General features: G+C 38.9%; 14 protein-coding genes and 1 pseudogene. 13 read left to right on the forward strand and 2 right to left on the reverse strand.

The genetic code is table 11. The features are described 5' to 3' along the window. The 3 genes and pseudogenes from ACERCF_RS05900 to rfbB all read left to right on the forward strand — a co-directional run. Window positions 1-99, forward strand: a pseudogene (locus ACERCF_RS05900) (IS1595 family transposase); the annotation flags it as partial. Window positions 100-156: 57 nt separating this feature from the next. Beyond that, entirely contained in the window at window positions 157-375 is a 219-nt protein-coding gene (locus ACERCF_RS05905; protein WP_373624963.1) for a hypothetical protein, read from the forward strand. A gap of 249 nt (window positions 376-624) precedes the next feature. Next, the gene (gene rfbB / locus ACERCF_RS05910; RefSeq protein WP_373624964.1) at window positions 625-1,698 is read left to right on the forward strand and encodes a dTDP-glucose 4,6-dehydratase; all 1,074 of its coding nucleotides are present in this window, start codon (window positions 625-627) and stop codon (window positions 1,696-1,698) included. Between the two features lie 319 nt (window positions 1,699-2,017). Here the strand turns inward: rfbB and ACERCF_RS05915 are convergent, their stop codons facing one another. Continuing rightward, entirely contained in the window at window positions 2,018-3,271 is a 1,254-nt protein-coding gene (locus tag ACERCF_RS05915; RefSeq protein ID WP_373624965.1) for an O-antigen ligase family protein, read from the reverse strand. A 241-nt stretch (window positions 3,272-3,512) separates the two neighbouring features. On the opposite strand from ACERCF_RS05915, the gene rpsU reads away from it, so the two are divergent. The 4 genes from rpsU to ACERCF_RS05935 all read left to right on the forward strand — a co-directional run bounded on the left by rpsU (window position 3,513) and on the right by ACERCF_RS05935 (window position 8,797). Continuing rightward, window positions 3,513-3,728: a 30S ribosomal protein S21 gene (rpsU, locus tag ACERCF_RS05920; RefSeq protein WP_006252283.1), complete on the forward strand. Its 216-nt coding sequence runs from the start codon at window positions 3,513-3,515 to the stop codon at window positions 3,726-3,728. Between the two features lie 153 nt (window positions 3,729-3,881). Continuing rightward, a complete protein-coding gene (gene dnaG, locus ACERCF_RS05925) occupies window positions 3,882-5,630 on the forward strand; it encodes a DNA primase (protein WP_373624966.1) in 1,749 nt (582 codons plus the stop codon). 208 nt (window positions 5,631-5,838) lie between these two features. Next, complete coding sequence (gene rpoD / locus ACERCF_RS05930) at window positions 5,839-7,713, forward strand: RNA polymerase sigma factor RpoD (RefSeq protein WP_373624967.1); 1,875 nt, start codon at window positions 5,839-5,841, stop codon at window positions 7,711-7,713. A 94-nt stretch (window positions 7,714-7,807) separates the two neighbouring features. Further along, window positions 7,808-8,797 carry a DUF3298 domain-containing protein gene (locus ACERCF_RS05935; RefSeq protein ID WP_373624968.1) on the forward strand — a complete coding sequence of 330 codons (990 nt, stop codon included), beginning with the start codon at window positions 7,808-7,810 and terminating at the stop codon, window positions 8,795-8,797. A 74-nt stretch (window positions 8,798-8,871) separates the two neighbouring features. On the opposite strand, the gene ACERCF_RS05940 is transcribed toward ACERCF_RS05935, so the two are convergent. Next, a complete protein-coding gene (locus ACERCF_RS05940) occupies window positions 8,872-9,780 on the reverse strand; it encodes a 1,4-dihydroxy-2-naphthoate polyprenyltransferase (RefSeq protein WP_373624969.1) in 909 nt (302 codons plus the stop codon). 59 nt (window positions 9,781-9,839) lie between these two features. On the opposite strand from ACERCF_RS05940, the gene tsaA reads away from it, so the two are divergent. From tsaA to ilvA, 6 genes are all read left to right on the forward strand, one after another. After that, on the forward strand, window positions 9,840-10,577 hold the full coding sequence (tsaA, locus tag ACERCF_RS05945; RefSeq protein ID WP_373624970.1) for a tRNA (N6-threonylcarbamoyladenosine(37)-N6)-methyltransferase TrmO: 738 nt from the start codon (window positions 9,840-9,842) through the stop codon (window positions 10,575-10,577). Window positions 10,578-10,637: 60 nt separating this feature from the next. Then, entirely contained in the window at window positions 10,638-11,393 is a 756-nt protein-coding gene (locus ACERCF_RS05950; protein WP_373624971.1) for an SIMPL domain-containing protein, read from the forward strand. A 183-nt stretch (window positions 11,394-11,576) separates the two neighbouring features. After that, window positions 11,577-12,032 carry an aquaporin gene (locus ACERCF_RS05955; RefSeq protein ID WP_373625001.1) on the forward strand — a complete coding sequence of 152 codons (456 nt, stop codon included), beginning with the start codon at window positions 11,577-11,579 and terminating at the stop codon, window positions 12,030-12,032. 71 nt (window positions 12,033-12,103) lie between these two features. Then, window positions 12,104-12,244 (forward strand): hypothetical protein, encoded by a 141-nt coding sequence (locus ACERCF_RS05960; protein ID WP_373611192.1) that lies wholly within the window; start codon window positions 12,104-12,106, stop codon window positions 12,242-12,244. A 104-nt stretch (window positions 12,245-12,348) separates the two neighbouring features. Continuing rightward, the gene (gene slyD, locus ACERCF_RS05965) at window positions 12,349-12,897 is read left to right on the forward strand and encodes a peptidylprolyl isomerase (protein ID WP_373611191.1); all 549 of its coding nucleotides are present in this window, start codon (window positions 12,349-12,351) and stop codon (window positions 12,895-12,897) included. 136 nt (window positions 12,898-13,033) lie between these two features. Beyond that, window positions 13,034-14,560, forward strand: coding sequence for a threonine ammonia-lyase, biosynthetic (gene ilvA / locus ACERCF_RS05970; RefSeq protein WP_373611190.1), 1,527 nt, complete (start codon window positions 13,034-13,036; stop codon window positions 14,558-14,560). The last annotated feature ends 12 nt before the right edge of the window (window positions 14,561-14,572 follow it).

The raw sequence follows: 14,572 nt of genomic DNA on the forward strand, positions 1-14,572 counted from the left end.
GAGCTATATTTGAAAGAATGCGAATGGCGTTTTAATCACAGTGACTTAAAATCTCAAATATTCCTTTTAAAACAATTGGTTAAAGGGGGTTTAGGTTAGTTATCTAGGACAGCCCCAAAATTAATTATTCAACAAGACTTATCTGTCAATAAATCTGTGTTATTAGAGAATTTGAATAAAGCCTACCAAACAGCAGTAAAAGCAGGTATTAAAGAGTATTCTAAAGTATTGAGTGAAGCTGAAGTTTCTAGCATTGCAGCTGCTGCATTGAGTGATACTAAAATTTCACTTTCAGATTCTCAATTAGCAGAGGGAAGTTATCTTTTTATGCTAGGTGAGAAATATTTAAAAGCTCAAATAGATGTAGCACATTAAAAAGGATTGGTTTATCCGCCTCGTTATTATCAAATTGAGCAATTAGAGCCTTTACTGGAGAAAGTCAAGACTGTAAAAACAAAAGCATACCGTTACCAGGCTTCGCCAGATTATCCTATAAATAAAGATAAGCCTAAGACAGTAATTATTTTATTATTGGGTGTCATAGCTGGTGGTGTATTAGGATGCTTATTCGTATTATTTAATTCTCTTGTTAGCAAAGAAAAGGCTAATAAGTAAGGAACATTTATGTTAAGTGATAAATCAATTCTGATTACGGGGGGGGCGGGTTTTATTGGCTCTGCTGTCGTAAGGCATATTATTAATAACACTCAAGATAGGGTTATAAATGTAGATAAGCTAACTTATGCTGGCAATTTAGAATCTTTAAGAGAGGTTGAGAATAATCCAAGGTATATTTTTGAACAGATAGACATTTGTGATAAAGCTAGACTAGAACAAGCATTTGAGAAATATCAGCCTGATGCAGTAATGCACTCGGCGGCAGAAAGCCATGTTGATCGCTCTATTGATAATGCAGGTGAGTTTATTCACACAAATATCATTGGCACTTATACTTTATTAGAAGTGGCTCGTGTTTATTGGAATGGCTTAGAGGAAGAGAAAAAGGCAAATTTCCGTTTTCACCATATCTCAACAGATGAAGTTTATGGTGATTTGGAAGGCACAACAGCACTCTTTACTGAAACAACCTCTTATTCGCCATCTAGTCCTTATTCCGCGTCAAAAGCGGCAAGTGATCATTTAGTCCGTGCTTGGTTGAGAACATATGGCTTGCCAACTATCGTAACAAATTGCTCCAACAATTATGGTCCTTACCATTTTCCTGAAAAACTGATTCCTTTAATGATCTTAAATGCCTTAGAGGGCAAAAAATTGCCGGTTTATGGTAACGGGCAGCAAATTCGTGACTGGCTATTTGTTGAGGATCACGCTCGGGCGTTATACAAAGTTGTGACAGAAGGCAAAGTGGGGGAAACCTATAATATTGGCGGTCATAATGAAAAAGCTAATATAGAGGTTGTTAGAACCATTTGTTACTTACTCGAAGAGCTTGTGCCAAATAAACCTGCCGGCGTGGCTAAATATGAGGATTTGATTACTTTTGTGACTGATCGGCCGGGACATGATGTTCGTTATGCGATTGATGCGAGTAAAATTGAATGTGAATTGGGCTGGAAACCACAAGAGAGTTTTGAAAGTGGAATTCGTAAAACGGTCGAGTGGTATTTGAATAATAAACAGTGGTGGAGCAGAGTATTAGACGGCTCTTATAATCGTGAACGCTTGGGTATTAAGTGACAAGCGGTTAGGTTGTGCGAAAAGTATGTAACATAAATTAACTGAAGAAGATCTTTACTTGATGAAGTAATTAATCGAGCTTAAAAGCATAAATGAGTTTAGAACAATAATTACTGTAATAAAAAATGAAAAATTTACCTAAAAAGATAAAAAATATGATAGAGGATAATATGTAGAAGATCAAACCTGATCTTCTACAAAAATTTTTCTCTGTGGTTGGATATTTTAATTATTTTTAAAACATTAAAAACAATGCTGACAGGGTTTGGTGCAAGGTAAGAAAATAAATAAAGGCAGAAAGTAAATTCTGCCTTTATTTTTAATTGATATTTTCTTTCTGCTTGATCGCATGATATAACAAAATTAGCATAAAGAAATAGAATATTGTACCTGAAGTATGAGTAAAGAAAGATTGAGTTAAGAAAAAGAACATATGTGATATAATATGCACTATTCCTAATACAGCAATGCTTTTAGTATAGTTATTATTGCTTTTTAGACGCTGTATAAAAATGGCCAATGGGACAATTAAAATTACCATTAAGGCTGTAAAGCCAATAATTCCTCTTTTAACAAATGCTTCTAGATATTGATTGTGGAGACTACTAAATGAGCTGGTCTCTGCCATTTTTTGAGCTCTTATTTGCCTATCTCTGAACTGGTCATATCCTAAGTCACCATGACCTAGCAATGGCTTTTCATTGATCGCGATAATCCCATTTTCCCACATATCTAAGCGAGCTCCTTGTGAAGAATTTTTTATTCCTTTTTCAAAATAATTTTTTACATCTGTTTTTGCGGAGCTATATCTTTCTGCGAATTCAAATTCAGCTCTTGTAATAAATATTAAAATAGAAATAGTGAATATAGATATGATTAATAATAGAGCCTGCTTATTAAGATTTTTATAATAGCAGGCTAAAATGAAAAGAATGCAGAATGGAAAAGAAACCCAGCCTCCTCTAGCTCCAGAAAGGATACTTGCAACTAACCCAAATACTGAAAATATTATATATAAAATACCAAGCCCATTTTTATTTATACTAAACCAATATAGGGAAATAACTATACTAAACATCGCTAATGAGATAGCAATATCCCCCGCTTGGATACTCATCATCCCAGGAAATGGTCTTGGTAATTCTAGGAAAAACTTCTGGTAAATCGCTAATATCCCAGTAATAAATGAACCAATTGGTATGAGGTGAAAGAGTACATTTTTTTTAATTGGGTAAAGAGCAAAGAAAAAAATCAATGGAATGAAGAGTAATATCCTGCTTGGATTATCAATTATCCTAATTCCATCACCATTAAAAATGATAGATAGTACAAAAGTGAAAAAATAGGCAATAAGTGCCAAAATCAGGTATTTGTCTTCTTGATCCCACTGCCATTTTACTTTGAGTTTTAAGCGATAGTATAAGAAAGTCAGTGTTGCAATGGTACCTAGCGTTATTGGTACATAGCTGTAACCCTTTTTAAAGGTTAAAACGTTGACAAAAAACAATGCAATTAACAGGTTAGAGAAAAAAATGATATGTTTTTTTTCTATTTTTTTGAAATTTAACAACATAAAATTTACCTAAATGATGGGAGGATGTCCCCCATTTTACATTAATAGCTTGAAGCCTATCCATCTCTTTTTTTAAGATAAATTTGCTTCTGATTTGTATCCAATAAACTTAGCATTTCAGCCTCAATCTGCTCTTTACTTTGCTTTTTTGTTGAGGTAGAATGCACTACCTTTTTTGTTCTATGCCGCCAAAATTGTGTGCGGTTAATAATTTAATTCTATTTTTCTGAGGTGATGGCATATGCCAGTAATTAAAGTTCGTGAAAATGAATCATTTGACGTTGCATTACGTCGTTTCAAACGCTCTTGCGAAAAAGCAGGTATCTTAGCAGAAGTTCGTGCTCGTGAATTCTACGAAAAACCAACTACAATTCGTAAACGTGAAAAAGCATCACTTGCTAAACGCCACGCTAAACGTAACTTCCGTGAGAACGCACGCAACACACGTTTATACTAATTAGCTCGCTAATTGGCAAAAATATATCGAAACCGTGATTCCTGTTAGGCTCACGGTTTTGGTGTTTTTAACGTTTCTATTTCAAGCGGTCATTTTTTGCAAAAAATTTGTAAAATGTAATCGCTTGTATCAACCAAGAGCAGGAGGAAATCAATGAAAGGCACAATTCCACGTTCATTTATTGATGATCTTATTGCTCGTACCGATATTGTTGAGGTCATCAACAGTCGAGTTAAGCTCAAAAAAGCAGGGCGAGATTACCAAGCCTGTTGTCCTTTTCATCACGAGAAAACTCCTTCCTTTTCGGTTAGCCAATCGAAGCAGTTTTATCATTGTTTTGGCTGTGGTGTGCACGGTAATGTCATCACTTTTTTGATGGATTATGACAAATTAGAATTCCCCGAAGCGATTGAAGAACTAGCAGCTATGCACGGCTTAGAAGTGCCGAGAGAGAATATGCTTAATCGTGATGGCAAACCGCAAGCGAATTTTAAAACTAAGCGTAACCTCTATGAATTGATGGAATCTGTAGCGAAGTTTTACCAGCAAAATCTCGCTCATCAAATTGAGCCACAGAGCTATTTGCAACAACGTGGTTTATCGGCGGAGATTATCGAACGTTTCGAAATTGGCTTTGCTCCGAATGCCTTTGATGCCGCCTTGCGTACTTTTGGGCAATCGTCTGAAGAAACCCAAAAATTGCTCGATACGGGCATTTTAACCAAAAATGATAGCGGTCGAATTTACGATAAATTTCGCAATCGGGTAATGTTCCCTATTCGGGATAAGCGAGGGCGAGTGATCGCCTTTGGTGGTCGAGTGCTGCCGAACGATGAGCAAGGGGCGAAGTATATGAACTCGCCTGAAACCGTCATTTATCACAAAGGTAGTGAGTTATACGGCTTATATCAAGCACTTAAAGTGAATGAAAATCCTGATTATCTCTTTGTGGTTGAAGGATATATGGACGTAGTGGCTCTAGCTCAATTTGGGGTCAATAATGCCGTAGCTTCACTTGGAACAGCCACCACAGGCGAGCAAATTCAGCAAATGTTCCGTTGTACTGAGCAAATTATCTGTTGCTATGATGGCGATAGAGCAGGGCGAGACGCAGCGTGGCGAGCGTTAGAAAATGCCTTGCATTACTTGCAAGATGGTCGTCAGCTCAAATTTATTTTCTTGCCTGATGGGGAAGACCCAGACACTTTTATTCGCTCACAAGGCAAAGAGGGATTTGAGCAGTATTTGGCAGAGAATGCTAAATCTCTAAGTGATTTCTTGTTCGATAGTTTGCTGGCTGATGTGGATCTCTCCTCAAAAGAAGGGAAATCAAAGCTCGCAGCTTTAGCCGTGCCGCTAATTAACCGCATTCCAGGCGAAATGTTGCGGGTTTATTTACGCAATATTTTAGGGCAGAAGTTAGGTATTCTCGACCCTACACAGATAGAAGCCTTATTGCCGAATAAAAAAGCGGAAGAGAGAGCAGATCATCAAGCGGTTAAAATTAAACGAACGCCGATGCGATTACTAATCGCCTTATTATTGCAAAACCCGTATTTAGTGAAATTTGTGCCTGATGTGAGTTCTCTGAACGCCTTAAAAGAACCAGGCTTTGAATTATTAACGGATATTGTGGCGATTTGTCAGCAAAATGCAGGCATTAGTATGGGAGGGATACTTGAACATTATCGAGAGAATCCCCAATATAAAATCATTGAAACACTCGCAAGCTGGGAGCATTTAGTGTTGCTGGAAAATGTTGAGACAACCTTTATTGAAACTCTCGATTTTCTCTATGCAAAATTAGTGGAATTACGCAAAGAAGAGCTAATTGCCAAAGACCGAATGGTGGGTTTAACCGATGATGAGAAAAAAGAGTACGTTTTATTAATGTTTCAATAGTACGAATACACTGAGTGAGTCCACAACAAGCGGTCAAAAAAAGCATTGCTTTTTAAACGTTGGCTTTGCCAACGGCAGCGGAGCTGCGAACAATCCTTACAAGGATTGTGAGTAAAATTCATAAATTTTTTGCAAATTTACCAAGCCAAGCCGAATTTAGTGGTATAATCCATTACTATTTTTGCTCGCATAAATAAACGGATAAACTATGGAAAACCAAGCAGATCAACAATTAGAACAGCAATCCCAATTAGAACTTCTGATCGCACAAGGGCGTGAGCAGGGGTATTTAACGCTTTCTGAGGTTCACGATCACTTACCGGAAGAGTTAGTGGATGCAGAGCAGATTGAAGATATTATTCAGATGATTAACGATATGGGTATCCAAGTCTTAGAGGTTGCCCCCGATGCGGATGATTTACTCCTTTCTGAAAATATCGCTGATGAAGATGTGGTAGAAGAAGCGACAAAAGTGCTTTCTACTGTAGAATCAGAACTGGGCAGAACCACTGACCCTGTGCGTATGTATATGCGCGAAATGGGGACAGTAGAGCTTTTAACCCGTGAGGGTGAGATTGATATTGCAAAACGCATTGAAGAAGGGATTAACGAAGTACAATGTGCGATTGCAGAATATCCAGAGGCATTAACAGGGCTTTTAGAATGCTATGCTCAGGTTGAAAGTGGTGAAATGCGCCTTGCAGATTTAGTTACTGCCTTTGTTGATCCTAATATTTTGGAAGATGCTCCATTAGATGAAATTGATCCTGATTTAGATGAGGATGAAGAATCTGATGAAGTCTCTGATGTGGACGATGACGAAAGTGAAGATGAAGATGGCGATAGCAGCTCGGACAGCAGTGATGATAACTCTATTGATCCGGAATTAGCCCGTGAAAAATTTGAGGCTCTGCGTCACCAACACGAAAAAGTGTTGTTAGCAATTCAAAAACACGGTAGAACAAGTAAAAAATCAAAAGAACAGATCGAAATTTTATCAACTATTTTCCGTGAATTCCGCTTAGTGCCAAAACAGTTTGATCTATTAGTTGCCTCTATGCAAGGATTAATGAAGAAAGTACGAGCAGAAGAACGCCAAATTCAACGCTATGCGGTTGAATATTCGGGTATGAAAAAAGCGGACTTCTTAAAAGCCTTCCAAGGGCACGAATTAAGCGAAGCGTGGATTGAAAAAGCGATTAATGCGAAGAAGAATGCAGCACCCAAATTAGCTAATTATGTCGATAATATTCGTGTTAATATCGCAAACTTACAAAATTTAGAGCAAACCTCAGGCTTAACGATTGCACAAATCCGTGAAATTGGCAGGCGTATTTCCAATGGTGAGCTAAAAGCCCGCCGTGCGAAAAAAGAGATGGTGGAAGCTAACTTACGTTTAGTGATTTCTATTGCGAAGAAATATACCAATCGTGGTTTACAGTTCTTGGACTTAATCCAAGAAGGGAATATAGGCTTGATGAAGGCGGTAGATAAATTTGAATACCGTCGTGGTTACAAATTCTCAACCTATGCGACTTGGTGGATTCGTCAGGCGATAACTCGTTCGATTGCCGATCAAGCCCGTACAATTCGTATTCCGGTGCATATGATTGAAACTATCAACAAACTCAACCGTATTTCACGCCAATGTTTGCAAGAAATGGGGCGTGAGGCGACACCGGAAGAGCTTGCTGAGCGTATGGGAATGCCGGAAGATAAAATCCGCAAAGTATTGAAGATTGCCAAAGAGCCGATTTCGATGGAAACCCCAATCGGTGACGATGACGATTCACATTTAGGGGATTTCATTCAAGACGAAAGCCTTGAATTGCCATTGGATTCCGCTACCGCAGAAAGCCTGCGTATGGCAACCAACGAAGTGTTGGAGGGCTTAACCCCGCGTGAAGCGAAAGTGTTGCGTATGCGTTTTGGTATTGATATGAACACCGACCATACACTCGAAGAAGTCGGCAAACAGTTTGATGTGACTCGTGAGCGTATCCGTCAAATTGAGGCGAAAGCACTCCGCAAACTTCGCCACCCAAGCCGTTCGGAAACCTTACGCAGTTTCTTAGACGATTAATAAGTTCCTCTGTACCTTGTGGTGCAGGGGTTTTTGTTTTAAGATTGGGAACAAACGGTTGTTTTTATCGCATTTTTTACCATAAGGGAGATATATGAAAAAATCACTATTAGCACTTTTAGTTAGCTCGGTATTTGTGATGAGTGGCTGTGAAGACGGCAAAATGACACAAACAGTACTAGAAGCTGAAAAACAAATTGTTCACTTAGGCACAGAATTAAAAAATGCTCAGTCAGAGTTAGCAAAAAAGGAAGCCGAAGTTAACGAACTTTCAGGAGTTAAAGCGGAGAATGAAAAATTAAAAGCGGAACTCGAGAAAGCTCAACAAAATACAGCATTACAGGTTGAAATTGTAAAAATCTTCGATAAAAAAGAAGTGATTAAGCATCAAGTTGATCCGAAAGAAGAATTTGCAATAGAAGAAAGTACGGTTAGTTCGTTTGTATCTCTACCAAAAACCAATTTTGATTGGCTTAACCAACTTTTGATTAATCAGGCTTATGATTACAATGAAGAAGCTGGCAGAAAGCTGAAAAACCTAACCGAAGAAGAGTTTAAAAAACACTATGAAGAGGTTTATCAAGGTTTGGTTGAAAGTGTGAAAAGCAAGCCTGTTATTGGCTATGATGAATATATTTCCAGCACTTTTATCGGGCAACGTAATAATATTGCGACTTTCTTGATGACCCATTATACCTACACAGGCGGTGCTCACGGAATGCATTTTACTCAATATATTAATGTTGATTTAGATAAAAAAGCGGTCATTGGATTAAATGATTTAATCAGCCAAAAAAATCAAGCACAACTAAAAGAAATGCTTTGGGAAATTCACAGCCGTGAGCGAGTGGATGAAAATGGTAACTATAATGGACGTGGAAATCAAAAAGAGTTCCGTGTTTCCGAGCAATTCTATTTCACATCAAGTGGCATTGTCTTCGTTTACCCACCATACGAATTAGGGGCTTATGCGGAAGGCGATACAGAAGTAGAAGCGGATTGGCATAGCATCAACAAGTTACTCAATCCAGATTATCAACGTGGCGAAAAAGATGGGCTCTTTGCAGAGGAACTTGAAAATTAATTGTAAGTTTTAGTTAAAAAAAACCGCTTGTAATCGTTATTACAAGCGGTTCATTTTTGCTGAAATTTTGCAACTTATCCCAACACAATCCCTAAACTAAACAACAAGTTAGTGATTAATGCCAACCCTGCCATTTGCCCTAAAATCGGGTAAAGTTCTTTTGGATCTCGGTGCTGATAAACAAAACGAGCGTGTTTTGCGAGTAGTGGCACAGCAAGCAAGAAGATGAAACTATACCAATGCTCAAATTCCGAAATGGCAAAAATCAGATAAGAAATGACCGCTAGTACCAATAAGACAACGTGGTATTTTCGCCCGTTTTGGCTGCCAATTCGGACAATCAGCGTATTTTTGCCAGCTTGTCTGTCTTGGTTAATATCACGCAAGTTATTGATATTTAATACCGCAACAGAAAGTAATCCGCAACCGAAAGCAGGTAGAAAAATCATTGGCGGTACGCTATGGGCTTGCAGATAAAACACGCCGATAACAGCCACAAAGCCAAAAAAAATCAGTACGAATAAGTCGCCCAGCCCTAAATAGCCATAGGCTTTTTTGCCAACAGTATAAGTGATGGCGGCAACAATCGACATCACGCCCAGCCCGATAAAAAAGAACAAGTCTTGAATGGTTTCAAACGCATAAACACTTAATGCCACGCCTGAAATAAAAGAAAGCAGACTTAAAATAATCACTGCTTTTTTAAGTTGTTCTCTGCTAATTGCCCCTTGCTGAATGGCTCGAAGTGGACCAATTCGCTCTTTGGTATCAGAGCCTTTAACGTGGTCGCCATAATCATTCGCAAAGTTGGATAGAACCTGTAGCAAAATAGTGGTAATAAAAGCCAGCAATATTGTAATAAAATCAAACTTTCCTGCCCAATGTGCAAGGGCTGAACCCACAATAATCGACGCCAACGCCAGTGGTAGGGTTTTCGGGCGTGCGGTGGTAAACCAAATCGAAAAAAGAGAATTTTTGTTCATCGTTTATATTTCATTTAAAATAATCGTAAATTGTCATTATTTTAACAGAAAAAAGCCCGATGAACTCTACCTCTATGCAATTATCCCCAGTTCAATTAAACCCTATTGGTTTTGTTGAAAGCCCTTATGATGAAAAATTTTCTGTACCTCGTCAGCCTAATTTAGTGGCGGAAGGCAAAGGTATTTTGCATTTAGTTCCACCCTATAATAGCCCTGATGCAGTACGAGGTTTGGAGCAATTTAGTCATATTTGGCTAATGTTTCAGTTTCATCATATTCCTGAACGAGATTGGCACGCCACCGTTCGTCCGCCTCGTTTGGGCGGAAATGAGAGAGTGGGGGTTTTTGCCAGCCGTGCTACTCATCGCCCTAATCTGCTAGGCTTATCAAAAGTAAAACTGGAAGAGGTTGTTGTTGAGAATGGTGAAGTGTATTTGAAGTTAGGCAGCGTGGATTTAGTAAACGGCACCCCCATTTTTGATATTAAACCTTACATCGCCTATGCAGATAGCGAACCTGATGCAGTTTCGGGCTTTGCACAAGACAAGCCAAAGCGGAAACTAACCGTTGTATTTAGCGAAGAAGCCCAACAAGCGGTCAAATTTTGCCAAAATTTTGCAAAATTTGGTATTAAGCAACCACTTACCTTTATTCGAGATGTGATTGCCCAAGACCCCCGCCCAGCTTATCAACAAGGGAAAGTATCCGATAGAATTTATGGAATGAACCTTGCTGGTTATAACATTCGCTGGAAAATAGAGAATAGTGAGCAAGTACTCGTACTTTCGATTGAGTAATGAACTTTCTGAAACTGGCGAGATCTAATAACTGAGTTTTAACCCCTTTAAGGACTGATTATGAAATTGAAAAATTTTCTCACAATTCTACCGCTTGCAGTAGCGACCATAGCGGCTTCTGCAGAAACGGCTACGGCTGAAGTAGCATCTATTGGTACAGTGGTTTCAACAGAGAAAAACAATACGTCAAATTTTAGTTTTTCAACTAAAGTAACTCGCAGCGTTAAGCAAGATTTAATGCAAGCAACGGTTTACAGCCAAAAATCAGGGAAATCATTACCTGAACTTAAAAAAAGCGTTTCGCAAAATTTAAATAAAGTATTGGAAATTGCGAAAAAGCACCCTGCGATTGAGGTACAGGCTGAGGGCATTAGCAATAACGCCAATTACAATAGCAAAGGCAATATTGATGGCTGGCAAGCCTATGGTAGCGTGAGCCTAAAAAGTAAAGATTTCGAGGCAATGGCTGAGGTGTTAGAAAATTTAGGTAAAGATGTGGCTATTCAATCTATTTATTTCAGCGTATCGCCTGAGAAAGTAGCTTCGCTAGAAGAAGAGATGTTGCTTGAGGTGATCAAAAAATTCCAAGATAAAGCGGAGATTATCCAAAAAGCCTTAGGTGCAAAAAAATATCGTTTAAGTATGGTTAATTTACAAACACCGAGTGATGGTGGTTATGAATACAGATCTCGTATGGCAAGTGCGATGTATGCAACAGAGCAAGCTGCAATGGGGAAATCTGCCGATGTAATGCCATTAGAGGCTGGCAAAACGACAATTTCTGCCTCAGCTTCTGGTAGCGTTGATTTTGAATAGAATTGTATAGTTTTGTATAGACGTGTATTTTCGCTTTAATTTGATAACGAAACTTGTCTATACTACTACACAAGAAATATGAGTATGTATGGCTTACTGTGATACTCATATTTTTTATTGGCTATAATTTATAGCATTTTCGGAAAGTAAATATTTATGTGTTATTTGCCCTGATGGGTAAGGATTAAAAATGAAAAATATTTTGCTGAATTTTTCGGCACATTCTGGTTAGTATTCGGTGGTTGTGGTAGTGCTGTGCTAGCTGCAGGTATTCCAACCTTTGATGCAACAGCTGGCTTTGCAATCAATGGTTACGGTGAACACTCTCCGCACGGTTATAGCTTAATGGCAGCATTATTAATTGAAGTGGTATTAACTGCGTTCTTCTTAATCATCATTATGGGCTCAACCGATAAATGTGCACCGGCAGGTTTTGCCCCGATCGCAATCGGTTTAACCTTAATCCACTTAATCAGCATTCCAGTAACAAATACTTCTGTAAACCCTGCTCGTTCAACTGGTGTGGTATTATTCCAAGGTGGCTGGGCGATTGAACAATTATGGTTATTCTGGGTTGCTCCAATCGTAGGTGCAATCATCGGTGCAGTAGTTTATCGCTTTATTGCTGAAGAGAAATAATTTAGCTTAAATTGTTGTGCAGCTCTAATCATTTGGTTAGGGCTGTTTTTCATTTTTGTAAGGATTGTAAAATGAAAACATTCATTAAATTGTGTGGGTTAATTTCTGCTACAGTTTTATTAAGTGGTTGCTTGGTTACTTCAGTTGTTGGCGGTGTTGTAGGAACGGCTGTTGATGTGGTTGATGCGGTAACCCCTGATATTATCGATTAATATTGATTGCAAGCGGTTAAAATTCGCCGATAGATTGCAAATATAAAATAAAGCGTTACAATGGCTTGCCATTTTTATTAACTAAGCGAATTAAAGGATTCAAAATGAAAATTACTAAAGATTTAGTACCAAGCATTGCTTACCAAGTGCGTACTCAAGATGGTGTGTTAGTGGATGAAGCGCCAGTAAATCAACCATTAGAGTATTTACACGGTCATAACAACCTAGTTGAAGGTTTAGAAAAAGCACTGGAAGGCAAAGCGGTTGGCGATGTATTTGAAGTGCGTGTAAAACCGGAAGAAGGCTACGGCGAATATAACGACAATATGGTTCAACGTGTATCAAAAGATGTATTTATGGGTGTAGATGAGCTAGAAGTGGGTATGCGTTTTATCGCAGACACAGACTTAGGCCCATTACCTGTTGTGATTACTGAAGTGGACGGTGATGAAGTGGTTGTTGATGGTAACCATATGTTAGCCGGCCAAGAGTTATTATTCTCTGTGGAAGTGGTTGGCGTGCGTGAAGCAACAGCAGAAGAAATCGCTCACGGACACGTTCACGGTGGTCACGACGGTTGCTGTGGCGGTCATGATCACGATCATCACCATCATCATAACCACGGTGGTTGTGGCTGCGGTGGTCATCACTAATTTTTACATCTCCCTCCGTTTTGGAGGGAGATCCTTTTTTAAATGTGCAGTTTTTACCTATAAAGCCACTGGTAAGCGGTTCATTTTTTCGGAAAATTTACCAATGTCTTTATAACAATATTCAAAATCCTATCTTATGAGTGAAAGCAAACAAAACGAATCTATCGATTATTTACGTTCGATTTTAAGCTCGAACATTTATGATCTCGCCCAAGTTACCCCGCTGCAAAAAATGGAAAAATTGTCTGAACGTTTAGGCAATAATGTCTTTATTAAACGTGAAGATCGCCAGCCTGTGCATAGTTTTAAATTGCGTGGGGCTTTTGCGATGATTTCGAATTTATCCAAAGCACAAAAAGAAGCAGGTGTAATTGCTGCTTCTGCAGGTAATCACGCTCAAGGTGTGGCACTTTCAGCGAAACATTTAGGTTTAAGAGCTTTAATTGTAATGCCACAAAATACACCAGCAATTAAAGTCGATGCGGTGCGTGGTTACGGTGGCGAAGTGTTGCTCTATGGGGCAAATTTTGACGAGGCAAAAGCCAAAGCGATTGAGCTTTCAACCGAACTGGGAATGACCTTTATCCACCCATTTGATAGCCCAGATGTGATTGCAGGACAGGGCACGATTGGCTTGGAGCTGGTTCAGCAGAAAGCAGATTTAGACTACATTTTTGCCCCTGTTGGCGGTGGCGGCTTAATTGCAGGTATTGCAGTGCTTATTAAGCAGATTTTACCGAATATTAAAGTGATTGGTGTGGAGTCTAAAGATTCTGCTTGTTTGTATCACGCTCTGAAAAAAGGTGAGCCAACCGATTTAGAACGTGTGGGGTTATTTGCTGACGGTATAGCTGTTCGCCGTATTGGTGATGAAACATTCCGCCTTTGCCAACAATATGTTGATGACGTAGTGCTAGTGGATAATGATGAAATCTGTGCCTCAATGAAGTTAATTTTTGAGAATGTGCGTGCGATTTCAGAGCCATCGGGGGCAACCTCATTGGCTGGCTTGAAAAAATATGTGAAAGAACATCAGCTACAAGAGAAAAATCTAGCTTGTATCCTTTCTGGGGCAAATGTCAATTTCCACACCTTGCGTTTTGTATCTGAACGCTGCGAAATTGGCGAAAAACGTGAAGCATTGTTGGCGGTAACAATTCCTGAACAGAAAGGCAGTTTCTTAACGTTCTGTGAGATTTTAGGTAATCGTGCAGTAACAGAATTTAATTATCGCCACTCAGATGATAAAAATGCGTGCGTATTTGTAGGTGTGAGAATTGCAGGCTCAGAAGAAAAACAGGAGATTATCAAAGATCTACAACAAAATGGCTATGATGTGGCGGATCTGTCTGATGATGATATTGCGAAAACCCATATCCGTTATATGGTGGGCGGTAGAGCAACTTCGATTACAAATGAACAACTTTACAGTTTTGAGTTCCCTGAGCAGAAAGGGGCATTGTTAAAATTCTTACAGACCCTGACAAATTGGGATATTTCGCTTTTCCACTACCGTGCTCACGGGGCGGATTATGGTGATATTCTTGCGGCATTTGCATTAAATCAGGGTGATGAAGTAGAATTGCACCAACATTTAGAACAGCTTGGCTACCGTTTCCAGAATGTAAGCAATAGCCCGGCATATCAATATTTTTTGAAATAAAGGTTAAGAATT

It is taken from the genome of Mannheimia kashgarensis, from assembly GCF_041807705.1.
In the GTDB taxonomy this organism is placed as follows: domain Bacteria; phylum Pseudomonadota; class Gammaproteobacteria; order Enterobacterales; family Pasteurellaceae; genus Mannheimia.